The 13,849-nt window shown below is 66.3% G+C and carries 11 protein-coding genes; all 11 read left to right on the forward strand.

Translation table 11 applies throughout. The features are described from left to right. Positions 1-21 precede the first annotated feature (21 nt). The 11 genes from LQV39_RS12485 (at position 22) to trpB (ending at position 13,847) form a co-directional block, all read left to right on the forward strand. Positions 22-891, forward strand: a complete 870-nt coding sequence (locus tag LQV39_RS12485; RefSeq protein WP_230025939.1) for a protein phosphatase CheZ — start codon at positions 22-24, stop codon at positions 889-891. Continuing rightward, complete coding sequence (locus tag LQV39_RS12490) at positions 891-2,774, forward strand: chemotaxis protein CheA (RefSeq protein WP_230025941.1); 1,884 nt, start codon at positions 891-893, stop codon at positions 2,772-2,774. The genes LQV39_RS12485 and LQV39_RS12490 overlap by 1 nt, the downstream gene beginning before the upstream one ends. A 208-nt stretch (positions 2,775-2,982) precedes the next feature. Then, positions 2,983-4,383, forward strand: a complete 1,401-nt coding sequence (gene leuC, locus LQV39_RS12495; RefSeq protein WP_230025943.1) for a 3-isopropylmalate dehydratase large subunit — start codon at positions 2,983-2,985, stop codon at positions 4,381-4,383. Between the two features lie 101 nt (positions 4,384-4,484). Further along, the gene (locus LQV39_RS12500; RefSeq protein ID WP_230025945.1) at positions 4,485-4,607 is read left to right on the forward strand and encodes an entericidin A/B family lipoprotein; all 123 of its coding nucleotides are present in this window, start codon (positions 4,485-4,487) and stop codon (positions 4,605-4,607) included. A 111-nt stretch (positions 4,608-4,718) separates the two neighbouring features. After that, entirely contained in the window at positions 4,719-5,366 is a 648-nt protein-coding gene (leuD, locus tag LQV39_RS12505) for a 3-isopropylmalate dehydratase small subunit (RefSeq protein WP_230025947.1), read from the forward strand. A gap of 12 nt (positions 5,367-5,378) precedes the next feature. Then, the gene (gene leuB, locus LQV39_RS12510) at positions 5,379-6,449 is read left to right on the forward strand and encodes a 3-isopropylmalate dehydrogenase (RefSeq protein ID WP_230025948.1); all 1,071 of its coding nucleotides are present in this window, start codon (positions 5,379-5,381) and stop codon (positions 6,447-6,449) included. A gap of 71 nt (positions 6,450-6,520) precedes the next feature. After that, on the forward strand, positions 6,521-7,645 hold the full coding sequence (gene asd, locus LQV39_RS12515) for an aspartate-semialdehyde dehydrogenase (protein ID WP_230025951.1): 1,125 nt from the start codon (positions 6,521-6,523) through the stop codon (positions 7,643-7,645). A 252-nt stretch (positions 7,646-7,897) separates the two neighbouring features. Further along, positions 7,898-10,960, forward strand: coding sequence for a FimV/HubP family polar landmark protein (locus LQV39_RS12520; RefSeq protein WP_230025953.1), 3,063 nt, complete (start codon positions 7,898-7,900; stop codon positions 10,958-10,960). A 10-nt stretch (positions 10,961-10,970) separates the two neighbouring features. Next, positions 10,971-11,768 carry a tRNA pseudouridine(38-40) synthase TruA gene (gene truA, locus LQV39_RS12525; protein WP_230025955.1) on the forward strand — a complete coding sequence of 266 codons (798 nt, stop codon included), beginning with the start codon at positions 10,971-10,973 and terminating at the stop codon, positions 11,766-11,768. Positions 11,769-11,935: 167 nt separating this feature from the next. Further along, the gene (locus LQV39_RS12530; RefSeq protein WP_230025957.1) at positions 11,936-12,631 is read left to right on the forward strand and encodes a phosphoribosylanthranilate isomerase; all 696 of its coding nucleotides are present in this window, start codon (positions 11,936-11,938) and stop codon (positions 12,629-12,631) included. After that, complete coding sequence (gene trpB / locus LQV39_RS12535; RefSeq protein ID WP_230025959.1) at positions 12,615-13,847, forward strand: tryptophan synthase subunit beta; 1,233 nt, start codon at positions 12,615-12,617, stop codon at positions 13,845-13,847. Before LQV39_RS12530 ends, trpB begins: the two co-directional genes overlap by 17 nt. The last annotated feature ends 2 nt before the right edge of the window (positions 13,848-13,849 follow it).

The following is a 13,849-nucleotide window of genomic DNA, read 5'->3' on the forward strand; positions in this document are numbered from 1 at the left end:
CATTATGGAGAAGCAGGGACTATGACCGACGCCGCTGACGATTTCGACGCATTATTCGAGGAAGTGGCAGCGCAGCGAGCCAGCGCGCCGGCCCCGGCTCCGGCTCCGGCTCCGGCGCCCGAGCCCGCCGCCGCCAGTGACGACACTGACGACCTCGAGGCCCTGTTCGACCAGGTAGCATCAAGCGCTGCGCCCGCCGCACCGGCTGCAGCTGCACCGGCCGGCACACCGGCGCCGGCCGCCGCCACCGAAGCCACCGACGATCCGGATGGCCAGGTGATGTACGCCCGCCTGGGCAGCATCGTGCGCATCATGCACGACTCGCTGCGCGAACTCGGCTACGACAAGGCGCTCACTGAAGCCTCGTCGCAAATCGTGGACGCCCAGGACCGCCTGGAATACGTCGCCAGCCTGACCGAGCAGGCCGCCAACAAGGTCCTGAACACACTGGACGAAGGCATGCCGGCCCAGGACATCCTGTCGAAGCAGGCCAAGGACATGGAAAGCCGCTGGGCCGACCTGTTCGCCGGCAAGCTGTCGATCGAGCAGTTCAAGGCGCTGGCCGGCGATTCGCGCGGCTTCGCCCAGGCCGTGTCGGAAGCGACCGAAGCCGAGAAGGCGCGCCTGCTCGAAATCATGATGGCGCAGGACTTCCAGGACATCACCGGCCAGCTGATCAAGAAGGTCGTGAAGATCACCCAGACCGTCGAGAACGAGCTGGCCCAGCTGCTGCGCGACAGCGCCCCGGCCGAGGTCAAGGAAAAGCTGGCGCAGAAACAGGCTGTGCAGGAACAGGAAAAGCCGGCTGAGCTGATGCAGGGCCCCTCGGTGCCGACCGCGGCGCTGGACCAGGATAGTGTCGATGACCTTCTTGCCGATCTGGGATTCTAATGGATGAAATGCTCAAGGATTTCGTCATCGAGGCGTTGGATCTGGCGACCAACGTCGAGGAGCATCTGCTCCGCCTCGAACGCGATCCGGATAACAAGGAAACGCTGAACGCGGTGTTCCGCTCGTTCCACACCATCAAGGGTGGCGCGGGCTTCATGGGACTGCCTGCGCTGGTGACCGCCTGCCACCTGACGGAAAACCTGTTCGACGCGCTGCGCACCGGCGCGGCCCCGGTCACGCCGTCGGCGATCGAGGCGTCGCTGCAGGCTTCCGGCTTCGTCGCCGACCAGCTCAACGATCTGAACAACGGCACCGCGCCGGAGCAGCTGGCGCCGATGCCGGCCGACCTCGAGCGCCTGCTGAAGGATGCGATCGACGGCAAGGATGCGCCGAAGGCTGCCGCACCGGCCGCCGCCGCGCCTGCGCCTGCGCCCGCAGCGGCCCCGGTGGCGCCTGTCGCCACTGCAGCGCCGGCCGCAGCCGCTCCCGTGGGCGACGATGGCCTGGACTGGGAAGCCATGTACATGGCGGTGGTCCCGGCGGGCACGCATGTCCCGGCAGAAGCTGCTCAGGAGGCGGCGCCGGCCGCAGCGGTGGCGACGCAAGTTGCTGCCGCCGCCGAATCCGCTCCGGCCAAGCCGGGCTGGGACGGCATCGAGCGTCGCGGCAGTGAAAAGCCGGCGCAGAACGCCGCCGCCAAGGCCGACGAGAGCATCCGTATCGACGCGGTCAAGCTGGATGCGCTGCTGGAAGTGGCCGGCGAATCGGTGCAGGCCGCCAACCAGGCCGCCGTGCTGCTGGAGCGCCTGTCGCAGTTCAAGTTCGAAGGCCAGGCCGCCACCCTGATGGCGACCCTGACCGAGACCCTGGAGCGCGCCTCGCGCTATTCGGCCGAGCTGCAGCGCGCCACGCTGGCGACCCGCATGCAGCCGGTGGGCCGCCTGTTCCAGAAATTCCCGCGCCTGGTGCGCGAACTGGCCAAGGACCTCGGCAAGGAAGTCGAGCTCACCATCGAAGGCGCGGAGACCGAAGTCGACCGCGTTGTGGTGGACAGCCTGTACGACCCGCTGGTGCACATGCTGCGCAATGCGCTCGACCACGGTGTCGAAGGTCCGGAAGACCGCGTCGCCAACGGCAAGCCTGCCAAGGCCTACATCCTGCTGAAAGCCTGGCAGGAAGCCAACAGCGTCATGATCGTGCTGCAGGACGATGGCCGCGGCATGGACCCGGCCAAGCTGCGCAAGAAGGCGATGGAGAAGGGCCTGATTTCCGAGCACCAGGCGACGTCGGACGACGAAGCGTATCAACTGGTGTTCCTGCCGGGCTTCTCGACCAAGGAAGTGGCGTCCTCGGTCTCGGGCCGCGGCGTCGGCATGGACGTGGTCAAGACCGCCGTCGAAAAGAACCGCGGCGCGATCCGCATCGACTCGAACCTCGGCACGGGCACCAAGTTCTCGATCCGCCTGCCGATCGAACTGTCGATCGTGCCGACCATGCTGGTGTCCACCTCGGGCGCCCAGCTGGCCCTGCCGATGGCGGTGGTCGAGCGCGTGGTCGAGCTGCCGGAAACCTTCATGCAGGTCGGCGGCGCCCCGGTGCTGAAAGACCAGGGCCGCCCGCTGCCGGTGCGCTCGCTGGCGGCCTCGCTGGGCTACGAGGAGTGCTCGGAGCGCGTCGGCATCGTCATCAACGCGCCCCAGCCCTACATCATCGCGGTGGAAGCCGTGGACGGCACGGCCGACCTGGTGATCAAGCCGATGACGGCGCTGCACGTCGAAGGCATCACCGGTACCGCGCGCTCCGCCGAGGGTTCGCTGGTGCTGGTGGTGGGCCTGTCCTTCCTGATGGACGGCTGCCGCTCCTCAGTGCGCCTCGCTGCATAAAAGCAACAGCTTACAAAGCCAAGAATAGCCTGCCCGGAAACGGTGCAGGCTATTTTTATTTGCATGTTTGATTTTTCATGCAAATAAAATTTGCACCTGCAGCAATCCATTGAAATAATCGTGCAAGAAGCCCGCGGTGACGCAGTGCACAAATATGGCATAATCAAAGACCACACTCGCATGAGGCGAGGGTTTGAATGGATTGGTCATGTTAAAAACGCTCTACGACAAACTCTGGGACTCGCATGTCGTGCGTGCCGATGCTGATGGCACCACCGTGCTGTATATCGACCGTCACCTGGTTCACGAAGTGACCAGCCCCCAGGCCTTCGAAGGCCTGCGCGTGGCGGACCGCCCGCTATGGCGCACCTCCGCCAACCTTGCCGTAGCCGACCACAACGTGCCGACCACCGACCGCAGCCACGGCATCGCGGACCCGACCTCGCGCCTGCAGGTCGAAGCGCTCGACAGCAATGCGAAAGCCTTCGGCGTCACCTACTTCAACATGAACGACAAGCGCCAGGGCATCGTCCACGTGATCGGCCCGGAGCAGGGCGCCACGCTGCCCGGCATGACCGTGGTCTGCGGCGACTCGCACACCTCGACCCACGGCGCCTTCGGCTGCCTGGCGCACGGCATCGGCACCTCGGAAGTCGAGCACGTGATGGCCACGCAGACCCTGTTGGCGAAGAAGTCGAAATCCATGCTGGTGCAGGTCGACGGCGCGCTGCCGGCCGGCGTCACCGCCAAGGACATCGTGCTGGCCGTGATCGGCAGGATCGGCACCGCAGGCGGCACCGGCTACGCGATCGAATTCGCCGGCTCGACCATCCGCTCGCTGTCGATGGAAGGCCGGATGACGGTCTGTAACATGGCGATCGAGGCGGGCGCGCGCGCCGGCATGGTGGCCGTGGACGACACCACCATCGACTACGTGAAGGGCCGTCCCTTCGCACCCGCCGGCCCGCAGTGGGAGCAGGCCGTCGGCTACTGGCGCACCCTGCACACCGACCCGGGCGCGAAGTTCGACATGGTCGTGACCATCAACGCCGCCGAGATCCGTCCGCAGGTCACCTGGGGCACCTCGCCCGAGATGGTGACGACCGTGGACGGCCGCGTGCCGGATCCGGACAAGGAACGCGACCCGGTCAAGCGCGACGCCATGGAAAAGGCGCTGGTCTACATGGACCTCAAGCCGAACACCCCGATCGAGGACATCCGCATCGACAAGGTCTTCATCGGCTCCTGCACCAACTCGCGCATCGAGGACCTGCGCGCCGCCGCCGCCATCGTGCGCGGCCGCCAGCGCGCCTCGAACGTGAAGCTGGCGATGGTGGTGCCGGGTTCGGGCCTGGTGAAGGAACAGGCCGAACGCGAAGGCCTCGATCAGATCTTCAAGGCCGCCGGCTTCGAATGGCGCGAACCGGGCTGCTCGATGTGCCTGGCCATGAACGCCGACCGCCTCGATCCGGGCGAGCGCTGCGCCTCGACCTCGAACCGCAACTTCGAAGGGCGGCAGGGGCAGGGCGGGCGTACGCACCTGGTGTCGCCGGCAATGGCGGCGGCGGCGGGGATCGCGGGGCACTTCGTCGACGTGCGCGCACTTTGACCAAGGGCTGCTCGGCAGCAAGCAACTTCGGGGTCAGAGCCCACCCGAGAAAACCGGGCTCTGACCCCTCCGGATACATGATCATCAAAACATAGGAAACCATGAAAAAAGCAATCGCTCTCGCACTCATCGCATTCGTTGTCACTGGCTGCAATACCATTTCCGGCGTCGGCAAGGACGTGCAGAAGGTTGGCCAGGTCATCACGGGCGCGGGCGGCAAGTAACGATTTACCGATTTGCACACGCCGCGAACTTCGGGGTCAGAGCCCCTTTAAAAGCAACACCGGGCTCTGACCCCTGCGGCAACACCGGGCTCTGACCCCTCCGGACAAACCATGGAAAAATTCATCGTACAAGAAGGACTGGTGGCGCCGCTCGACCGCGCCAACGTCGATACCGACGCCATCATCCCCAAGCAGTTCCTCAAGTCGATCCGCCGTACCGGCTTCGGCCCCAACCTGTTCGACGAGTGGCGCTATCTGGACCATGGCGAACCGGGCATGGAAAACAGCAAGCGTCCGGTCAATCCGGACTTCGTGCTGAACCAGCCGCGCTACGCCGGCGCCTCGATCCTGCTGGCCCGCAAGAACTTCGGCTGCGGCTCCTCGCGCGAGCACGCGCCCTGGGCCCTGCAGCAGTACGGCTTCCGCGCCATCGTCGCGCCGAGCTTCGCCGACATCTTCTTCAACAACTGCTACAAGAGCGGTCTGCTGCCCATCGTGCTGAGCGAACAGCAGGTCGACCAGTTGTTCAATGAAGTGAAGGCCTTCCCCGGCTTCAAGCTGGTGGTGGACCTCGAGCAGCAGGTGATCCGCACGCCGGACGGCCAGCTGGGCTTCGAATTCGCGATCGACGACTTCCGCAAATACTGCCTGCTGAACGGCCTGGACGACATCGGCCTGACCCTGCGCCACGCCGACGAGATCCGCGCCTTCGAGGAACGCCACCTGCGCGCCCAACCCTGGCTCGCCAACACGATCTAAGCAAGGAAACACATGAAGATTGCCATCCTGCCGGGCGACGGCATCGGTCCGGAAATCACGGCGCAAGCCGTCAAGGTCCTGAAGGCGCTGGGCGAATCCTTCGAGATGGAGAGCGCGGAAGTCGGCGGCGCCGGCTACGCGGCCCACGGCCATCCGCTGCCCGAGAAGACCCTGGCGCTGGCCAAGTCCGCCGACGCGGTGCTGTTCGGCGCCGTCGGCGACTACCAGTACGACAGCTTGGCCCGCGCGCTGCGCCCCGAGCAGGCCATCCTCGGCCTGCGCAAGGAGCTCGGCCTGTTCGCCAACCTGCGCCCGGCCATCCTGTACCCGGAACTGGCGGGCGCTTCGACGCTCAAGCCGGAAGTCGTGTCCGGCCTGGACATCCTGATCATCCGCGAGCTCACCGGCGACATCTATTTCGGCAAGCCGCGCGGCGTGCGCGAGTGCCCGGACGGTCCGTTCGCCGGCCAGCGCGAAGGCTTCGACACCATGCGCTATGCGGAAGGCGAGATCCGCCGCATCGCCCACGTCGCCTTCCAGGCAGCGCGCAAGCGCGGCTCGCGCGTGACCAGCGTCGACAAGGCCAACGTGCTGGAGACCTTCCAGTTCTGGCGCGACATCGTCACCGAAGTGCACAAGGATTACCAAGACGTCGAGCTCGAGCACATGTACGTCGACAACGCCGCGATGCAGCTGGTGCGCGCGCCGAAGAAGTTCGACGTCATCGTCACCGGCAACATGTTCGGCGACATCCTGTCGGACGCGGCGGCCATGCTGACCGGCTCGATCGGCATGCTGCCTTCGGCCTCGCTGGATGCGAACAACAAGGGCCTGTACGAACCCTCGCACGGCTCGGCGCCGGACATCGCCGGCAAGGGCGTGGCGAATCCGCTGGCGACCATCCTGTCCGCCGCGATGATGCTGCGCTTCTCGCTCGGCAAGGCCGAGCAGGCGGACCGCATCGAGAACGCGGTCAAGGCCGTGCTGGCCCAGGGCCTGCGCACGCCGGACATTTTCGAGGAAGGCACGACGCGCGTCGGCACCGAACAGATGGGCGATGCGGTGGTCAACGCGTTGGCATAATCAAACGTTATGCGCGGTAATCGTGGGCACCCCGTGCCCACGAGCACAAATAGATAAAAGAGGAAATGGAAATGAAACTAGTTGGTCTGGTTGGTTGGCGCGGCATGGTCGGCTCGGTGCTCATGAAGCGCATGCAGGATGAGGGCGATTTCGACCACATCGAGCCGGTGTTCTTCACCACCTCGAACCCGGGCGGCGCTGCGCCGGCCATGGCGAAGAACGAGACCAAACTGAAGAGCGCCACGGACATCGCCGAGCTGTCGAAGTGCGAGATCATCATCTCGTGCCAGGGCGGCGACTACACCACCGAAGTGTTCCCGCAGCTGCGTGCAGCCGGCTGGAACGGCTACTGGATCGACGCCGCCTCGACCCTGCGCATGAACGACGACGCCGTGATCGTGCTGGACCCGGTCAACCTGAACGTCATCAAGGATGCGATGACCCGCGGCGTGAAGAACTTCGTCGGCGGTAACTGCACCGTGTCCTGCATGCTGATGGGCCTGGGCGGCCTGTTCAAGCACGACCTCGTCGACTGGATGACCTCCATGACCTACCAGGCGGCATCGGGCGGCGGCGCCCAGCACATGCGCGAACTGCTGACCCAGTTCGGCACCATCAACGCGGCCGTCAAGCCGCTGCTGGACGACCCGGCCTCGGCCATCCTCGAGATCGACCGCACCGTGCTGGCGACCCAGCATGGCATGTCGGCCGAGGAGACCAAACAGTTCGGCGTGCCGCTGGGCGGCAACCTGATCCCCTGGATCGACAAGGACCTGGGCAACGGCCAGTCGAAGGAAGAGTGGAAGGGCGGCGCCGAGACCAACAAGATCCTCGGCCGCAGCTCGGCGACGGGTAACGTCATCCCGGTGGATGGCCTGTGCGTGCGCATCGGTGCGATGCGCTGCCACTCGCAGGCGCTGACCATCAAGCTGAAGAAAGACGTGCCGCTGGACGAGATCAACGACATCATCGCCAGGGACAACCAGTGGGTGAAGTTCGTGCCGAACACGCGTGAAGACTCGATGCGCGACCTGACCCCGGCCGCCGTCACCGGCAGCCTGACGATCCCGGTCGGCCGCGTGCGCAAGATGTCCATGGGCCCGGAATACATCTCGGCTTTCACCGTCGGCGACCAGCTGCTGTGGGGCGCCGCCGAGCCGCTGCGCCGCATGCTGCGCATCGTACTGGACAAGTAAGTCTGGCAAGTGTCGGGGTACAATGAGGGCGGCCTGCGGGCCGCCTTTTTCATTGTGGTCGGCATGGCAATAGGTGCTAACGAAATGTTATGGTTTGAGCCAAAAAACATCAGTTCGCTGAATAGACCGTCTACATATCTCACGGACGGTGAATGTTTCTCCCCGTAGAGCTTGCGTGCCATAGTGCATGATGCTATGTTGCCGAGACCACCGGGCTTGCCTCAGGTCCTGTTCAACTCACTCAGTCGAATTATGCATTCCACTCACCGTCCCTCGATGAAGTCGTCCGCGCTGAAGAAGCTCACCGCGGCGGTTGCCAGTGCGTTGGTTTTGAGCTCGGCCGTCCACGCGGCAGGCCTCGGCAAACTCACTGTGCTGTCTGCGCTCGGCCAGCCCCTGCGCGCCGAAATCGAGTTGACGGCGGTGTCCAGCGAGGAGGCAAGCGGCCTGGTGGCCAAGCTGGCCTCGCCGGAGGCCTTCCGCACCGCGAACATCGAATTCAACCCGGCCCTGCTGTCGCTGCGTTTCGCGGTCGAGCAGCGCAACGGCCGCCAGTTCATCCGCGTAAGCTCGACCCAGCCGCTGAATGAGCCCTTCGTCGACATGCTGCTGGAGCTGAGCTGGAATAACGGCCGCCTGGTGCGCGAATACACCTTCCTGCTCGACCCGGCCGAACTGCGCGCGACCCAGTCGGCGCAGGTGGCCTCGAACGAAGCGCCGCCGGCCGCGCGTCCGCGCACGGAAGCTCCTGCTGCAGCAGCGGCTGCGGCAGCCCCGGCGGCATCCGAACGTCCGCGCCGCGGCAGCCGCGCACGTGCCGAGGAGGGCGCCGCGCCGGCCCCCGCCGCCGGCAACGCATCCGCAGGCGCAGGCACAGCAGCGCCCGACCGCGGGACCGCGAAATACCGCGTCAAGCCGGGCGACAGCCTGGGCCGCATCGCCGCCCAGCTGAAGCCGGTCGACGTCTCGCTCGACATGATGCTGGTGGCGCTGTACCGCGCCAATCCGGACGCCTTCATCGGCAACAACATGAACCGCCTGAAGTCGGGCCGTATCCTGTCGGTGCCGGACGCAGGCAGCGTGCAGTCGCTGAACGAGGGCGAGGCCCACGGCGTCGTGGTCGCCCACGCGGCCGACTTCAATGCCTACCGCAACAAGCTGGCGGGCCAGGTCGGCGCCGCGGAACCGGTCAAGACGCCGTCGGCAGGCCAGAGCGCCGGCGGCAAGATCACCGCCAAGGTCGAGGAACGCCCGACGGCCGCCAACGAGTCCCAGGACCAGCTGCGCCTGTCGAAGGCGCCGGCGGGCGGCGCCGCTGCCGGCAAGGGCTCGACCATGAGCACCGAGGACACCATCGCCAAGCAGCGCGAACTGGAAGAAGCCCAGAAGCGCGTGAAGGAGCTGGAGCAGAACGTCAACGATCTCGAGAAACTCGCGACCGTGAAGAGCAAGGGCGGCGCCGAGGCCCAGCAGAACGCAGCATCGACGGCTGCGCCGGCCGCGGCCCCGGCGGCACCGCAGGACAAGCCGGCCCAGAAGAAGCTGGCGACCATCAAGCCGGCCGCCAAGCCGGCCTCGCCGGTCGCCGAGCCGGGCCTGCTCGACTTCCTCTTGGATAACCTGCCGCTGCTCGGCGGCGGCGCGGCCGTGCTGCTGCTCGGCGGCCTGTTCGCTGCCCAGCGCCGCAAGAAGAAGGAAGTCAAGGCCGTCCCCGAACCCTCGATCCTGGGCGTGCCGACCGAACCGGCGCACTCGCTGTTCGCCGAGACCGGCGGCCAGAGCGTCGACACCAACAACAGCGTGTTCAACTCCAGCTTCGCGCCCTCGGCCAGCCAGCTCGACACCAACGAGGTCGACCCGGTGGCCGAAGCCGACGTCTACATCGCCTATGGCCGCGACGCTCAGGCCGAAGAGATCCTGAAGGAAGCGCTGCGCACCCATCCGGAACGCTATCCGGTGCGCCTGAAACTGCTCGAGATCTACGCCGCCCGCAAGGACCAGCGCGCCTTCGAGACCCAGGCCGGTGAGCTGTACAGCATGACCCGCGGCCAGGGCGACGAATGGGCGCAGGCCGCCGCACTGGGCCTGTCCATCGATCCGCTGAACCCGCTGTACGCGGCCGGCAGCCCGCAGCCCGACGTCGTCCCGGCGCCGGGCGATGCGGCGCCTGCGCTGAGCTCGCACGACTTCGACGATGCCTTCGATGCCGACCGCACCGCGGTCCCGGCCGCTGCTGCCACCGCCGCCGGCGCCGTCGCCGCGCACGAGGCGATGAGCTTCGACCAGCACTTTGCGGACGCGATGAACACTGCGCAGCCGGCCATCCAGCCGGAAGCGGCCGCAGCCCCGGCCGAGGACGAGCACACCCTGGACTTCGATCTCGGCGGCCTGGCCTTCGAGCCGGTCCAGGCCGAGGAGAGCAAGCCGGCCGAGGCCGCGCATGACGATAACCTGCTCGACTTCGACATGGGCGGCTTCGATGCCGCGCCGGCCGTCACCCCGGCCGAGCCGGTGGCGGCGCATGCCGAAGCGGCGGAGGCCCCAGCCGCCGAGGAACCGCTCGACTTTTCCTTCGACATGGACTTCGGCGCCCCGGCCGCGAATCCGGTCCCCCAACCGGCCGTCCAGCCGCTCGAGACCGTGGACGACCTGACCTTCGGCGACTTCGACCTCGGCGATACCGTCCCGGGCGCAGGCGCAGCTTCGGAGATCGCCGCGGCGCCGGCGCCGGCCGCCGAATTCGCCAACAGCGACTTCGACATGGCCAACCTGGCCAGGGAATTCGACCTGCCGGCCATCCCGGCCGCGCCGGAAGAGACCAGCCCGGCCACCGAGCTGAAGGACCCGCTGTTCGACCTCGACACCATGGACTTTGGCCTGGCCGATGAGGTGAAGCCGGCGCAAGCCGAATCGCCGGCCCCGGCGCTGTCGCTGGAAGACGAACTGTTCGGCCTGCCGGACTTGCCGGACTTGCCGGCCGCGACCCCGGCCCCGGTCGAGACCGCGGACTACGCGCCGCACGACATGCTGGAACCGGCGAAGGTCGAGCCGGCCTTCGACCTCGGCGGCTTCGACCTCGACCTGCCGGGCGAGAGCAATGCGCTGCCCGATCTCGAGACCGTGGCGGCGCCTGCCGCTGCGCCGGTCGAACTGACGGCCGCGCACATGGAGATGGAAACCAAGCTGGATCTGGCCATCGCGTACCAGGAAATCGGCGACAAGGAGGGCGCGCGCGAGCTGCTCGAGGAAGTCATCAAGGGCGGCAACAGCGAACAGGTCACGAAGGCCAACGCGATGCGCGCACAGCTCGCGTGAGGCCGGCCGGGTGACAAGAATCGCATTGGGTGTCCAGTACATCGGCACCGACTGGAACGGGTACCAGAAACAACCATCGCGCGACACGGTCCAGGACCGGCTCGAAATCGCGCTCGAAAAATTTGCCTGCACACCGATCGCCACCGCCTGCGCCGGCCGCACCGACGCCGGCGTGCACGCGATCGAGCAGGTCGTCCACTTCGATACGGAGCTCGACCGCCCGCCGCAATCCTGGGTGCGCGGCACCAACGCCTTCCTGCCGGATTCCATCGTGGTGCGCTGGGCGCACGTGGTCGCGCCGGATGCGGAAGGGCAGGACTTCCATGCGCGCTTCTCGGCCAGGTCCCGCACCTACCACTACGTGCTGTACAACCATTCGAACCCGTCGGCCCTGCTGGCCGGGCGCGCCGGCTGGGTGTTCCGTCCGCTGGACGTTGAGCGCATGCAGGAAGCGGCAAGGCACCTGATCGGCACCCACGATTTCAGCAGCTTCCGCGCTTCCGGCTGCCAGGCCAACACGCCCATCAAGCAGATGCACGAGCTGAACATCGTGCGCCATGGCGACGTGATCGTCTTCACGGTGCGCGCCTCCGCCTTCCTGCATCACATGGTGCGCAACATCGTCGGCTCGCTGATCTATGTGGGCACCGGGCGCAACGAGCCGGGCTGGATGGCCGAGGTACTGGAAGCCCGCTCGCGCGACGCGGCGGCGCCGACCTTCATGCCGGACGGTTTGTATCTTGCTACAATCGACTACGATCCGAAGTGGGGGCTGCCGCAGGAGGCTGTTCAGCCGTTCTGCCTATAGGGGTCATGCCTATAGGGGTCAGAGCCCGGTGTTGCTTTCAAAGGGGCTCTGACCCCGGTGGTCAGTGGCAAGCTTCACTGCGGCTGCTCAAACGTCGGCAACTCCGGGGTCAGAGCCCTTTTTAAAACCAACACCGGGCTCTGACCCCTGCGGTGACCCCTGCAGCCATGCAAAGAACCAGAATCAAAATCTGCGGCATCACCCGCGAACAAGACCTGCGCGCGGCAGTCGCCGCCGGCGCTGACGCCCTCGGCTTCGTGTTCTATCCGAAGAGCCCGCGCTACATCGCCCCCGCGCAGTTCGCCGCGCTGGCGCCCGCCGTGCCGCCCTTCGTCAGCGGCGTCGGCCTGTTCGTCAACGCCACCGTGGACGAGGTGCGCGAGGCGGTGAATGCCGGCCCGGTCGCACTGCTGCAATTCCACGGCGACGAAACGGCCGAGCAGTGCGCCGCCATCGCCGCTGTGGTGAAACGCCCCTTCGCGCGGGCTTTCCGCGTCAAACCCGACACAAGCGCTGGCGATTTGCTAGAATCGGAAGCTCAATACCGCGCCGCCAGCGCCTGGTTCTCGGGTCTGTTGCTCGACACCTGGGTCGATGCCTACGGCGGTGCAGGAAAGGTTTTCGATTGGTCTCTTATTCCAAAAGAGCTCGCGCCTCGGGTCGTTTTGAGTGGTGGCTTGAGCGTGCAAAACGTGACTAGCGCGGTGATGCGCGTACGCCCCTTTGCGGTCGACATCAGCAGTGGTGTCGAAGAAAGCAAGGGGATCAAGGATGCCCGCAAGATCGCCGCGTTCGTCGACGCGGTGCGGGCTGCCGATGCATCACCCGATATGAGCGAGTCACACCATGAAGGAAGCACCTAAAGGTCTGTTCAAGACCCCCGAATACCAGCTGCCGGACACCTCCGGCCACTTCGGCCCCTACGGCGGCAGCTTCGTTGCCGAAACCCTCAGCCACGCGCTGGCCGAGCTGAACGAAGCCTATGCACGCTACAGCCAGGATCCCGAGTTCCTGGAAGAGTTCCGCTACGAGCTGGCCCATTTCGTCGGCCGGCCGTCGCCCGTGTACCACGCCAAGCGCTGGTCGCAGCAGGGCGGCGGTGCCCAGATCTTCTTCAAGCGCGAAGACCTGAATCACACCGGCGCCCACAAGATCAACAACGTGATCGGCCAGGCCCTGCTGGCAAAACGCATGGGCAAGCCGCGCATCATCGCCGAGACCGGCGCCGGCCAGCACGGCGTCGCCACCGCCACCATCTGCGCGCGCTTCGGCCTCGAATGCGTCGTCTACATGGGCGCCGAGGACGTCAAGCGCCAGGCCCAGAACGTCTACCGCATGAAACTGCTGGGCGCGACCGTGGTGCCGGTGGAGTCAGGCTCCAGGACGCTGAAGGATGCGCTCAACGAAGCGATGCGCGACTGGGTCACCAACATCGAAAACACCTTCTACATCATCGGCACCGTGGCCGGCCCGCATCCGTATCCGATGATGGTGCGCGACTTCCAGTCGGTGATCGGCGAGGAATGCCGCGTGCAGATGCCGCAGATGACCGGCCGCCAGCCGGACTACGTGGTGGCCTGCATCGGCGGCGGTTCGAACGCGATGGGCATCTTCTATCCCTACATCGACGAAGCCGGCGTCAAGCTGGTCGGCGTCGAGGCGGCGGGCGAGGGCCTGGACAGCGGCAAGCACTCGGCCTCGCTGACGGCCGGCTTCCCCGGCGTCCTGCACGGCAACCGCACCTACCTGCTGCAGGATGCGAATGGCCAGATCATCGAGACCCACTCGGTGTCGGCCGGCCTGGATTATCCCGGCGTCGGCCCCGAGCACGCCTGGCTGAAGGACATCGAGCGCGCCCAGTACGTCTCGATCACCGACGAGGAAGCGCTGCAGGCCTTTCACGACTGCTGCCGCATCGAAGGCATCATCCCGGCGCTGGAATCCTCGCACGCGATCGCCTACGCGGCCAAGCTGGCGCCGACGCTCCCTGAAGACCAGATCATCCTGGTGAACCTGTCCGGCCGCGGCGACAAGGACATGCACACGGTCGCGCAGCGCGCCGGCCTGAACTTCGGTTGATA

Source organism: Massilia sp. Bi118 (assembly GCF_918697865.1).
GTDB lineage: Bacteria > Pseudomonadota > Gammaproteobacteria > Burkholderiales > Burkholderiaceae_D > Telluria.

Bases quoted from the DNA above. Each gene is read 5' to 3' on its own strand.
- LQV39_RS12485 (WP_230025939.1), top strand. From the start codon at position 22: ATGACCGACGCCGCTGACGATTTCGACGCATTATTCGAGGAAGTGGCA.
- LQV39_RS12490 (WP_230025941.1), top strand. From the start codon at position 891: ATGGATGAAATGCTCAAGGATTTCGTCATCGAGGCGTTGGATCTGGCG.
- leuC (WP_230025943.1), top strand. From the start codon at position 2,983: ATGTTAAAAACGCTCTACGACAAACTCTGGGACTCGCATGTCGTGCGT.
- LQV39_RS12500 (WP_230025945.1), top strand. From the start codon at position 4,485: ATGAAAAAAGCAATCGCTCTCGCACTCATCGCATTCGTTGTCACTGGC.
- leuD (WP_230025947.1), top strand. From the start codon at position 4,719: ATGGAAAAATTCATCGTACAAGAAGGACTGGTGGCGCCGCTCGACCGC.
- leuB (WP_230025948.1), top strand. From the start codon at position 5,379: ATGAAGATTGCCATCCTGCCGGGCGACGGCATCGGTCCGGAAATCACG.
- asd (WP_230025951.1), top strand. From the start codon at position 6,521: ATGAAACTAGTTGGTCTGGTTGGTTGGCGCGGCATGGTCGGCTCGGTG.
- LQV39_RS12520 (WP_230025953.1), top strand. From the start codon at position 7,898: ATGCATTCCACTCACCGTCCCTCGATGAAGTCGTCCGCGCTGAAGAAG.
- LQV39_RS12530 (WP_230025957.1), top strand. From the start codon at position 11,936: ATGCAAAGAACCAGAATCAAAATCTGCGGCATCACCCGCGAACAAGAC.
- trpB (WP_230025959.1), top strand. From the start codon at position 12,615: ATGAAGGAAGCACCTAAAGGTCTGTTCAAGACCCCCGAATACCAGCTG.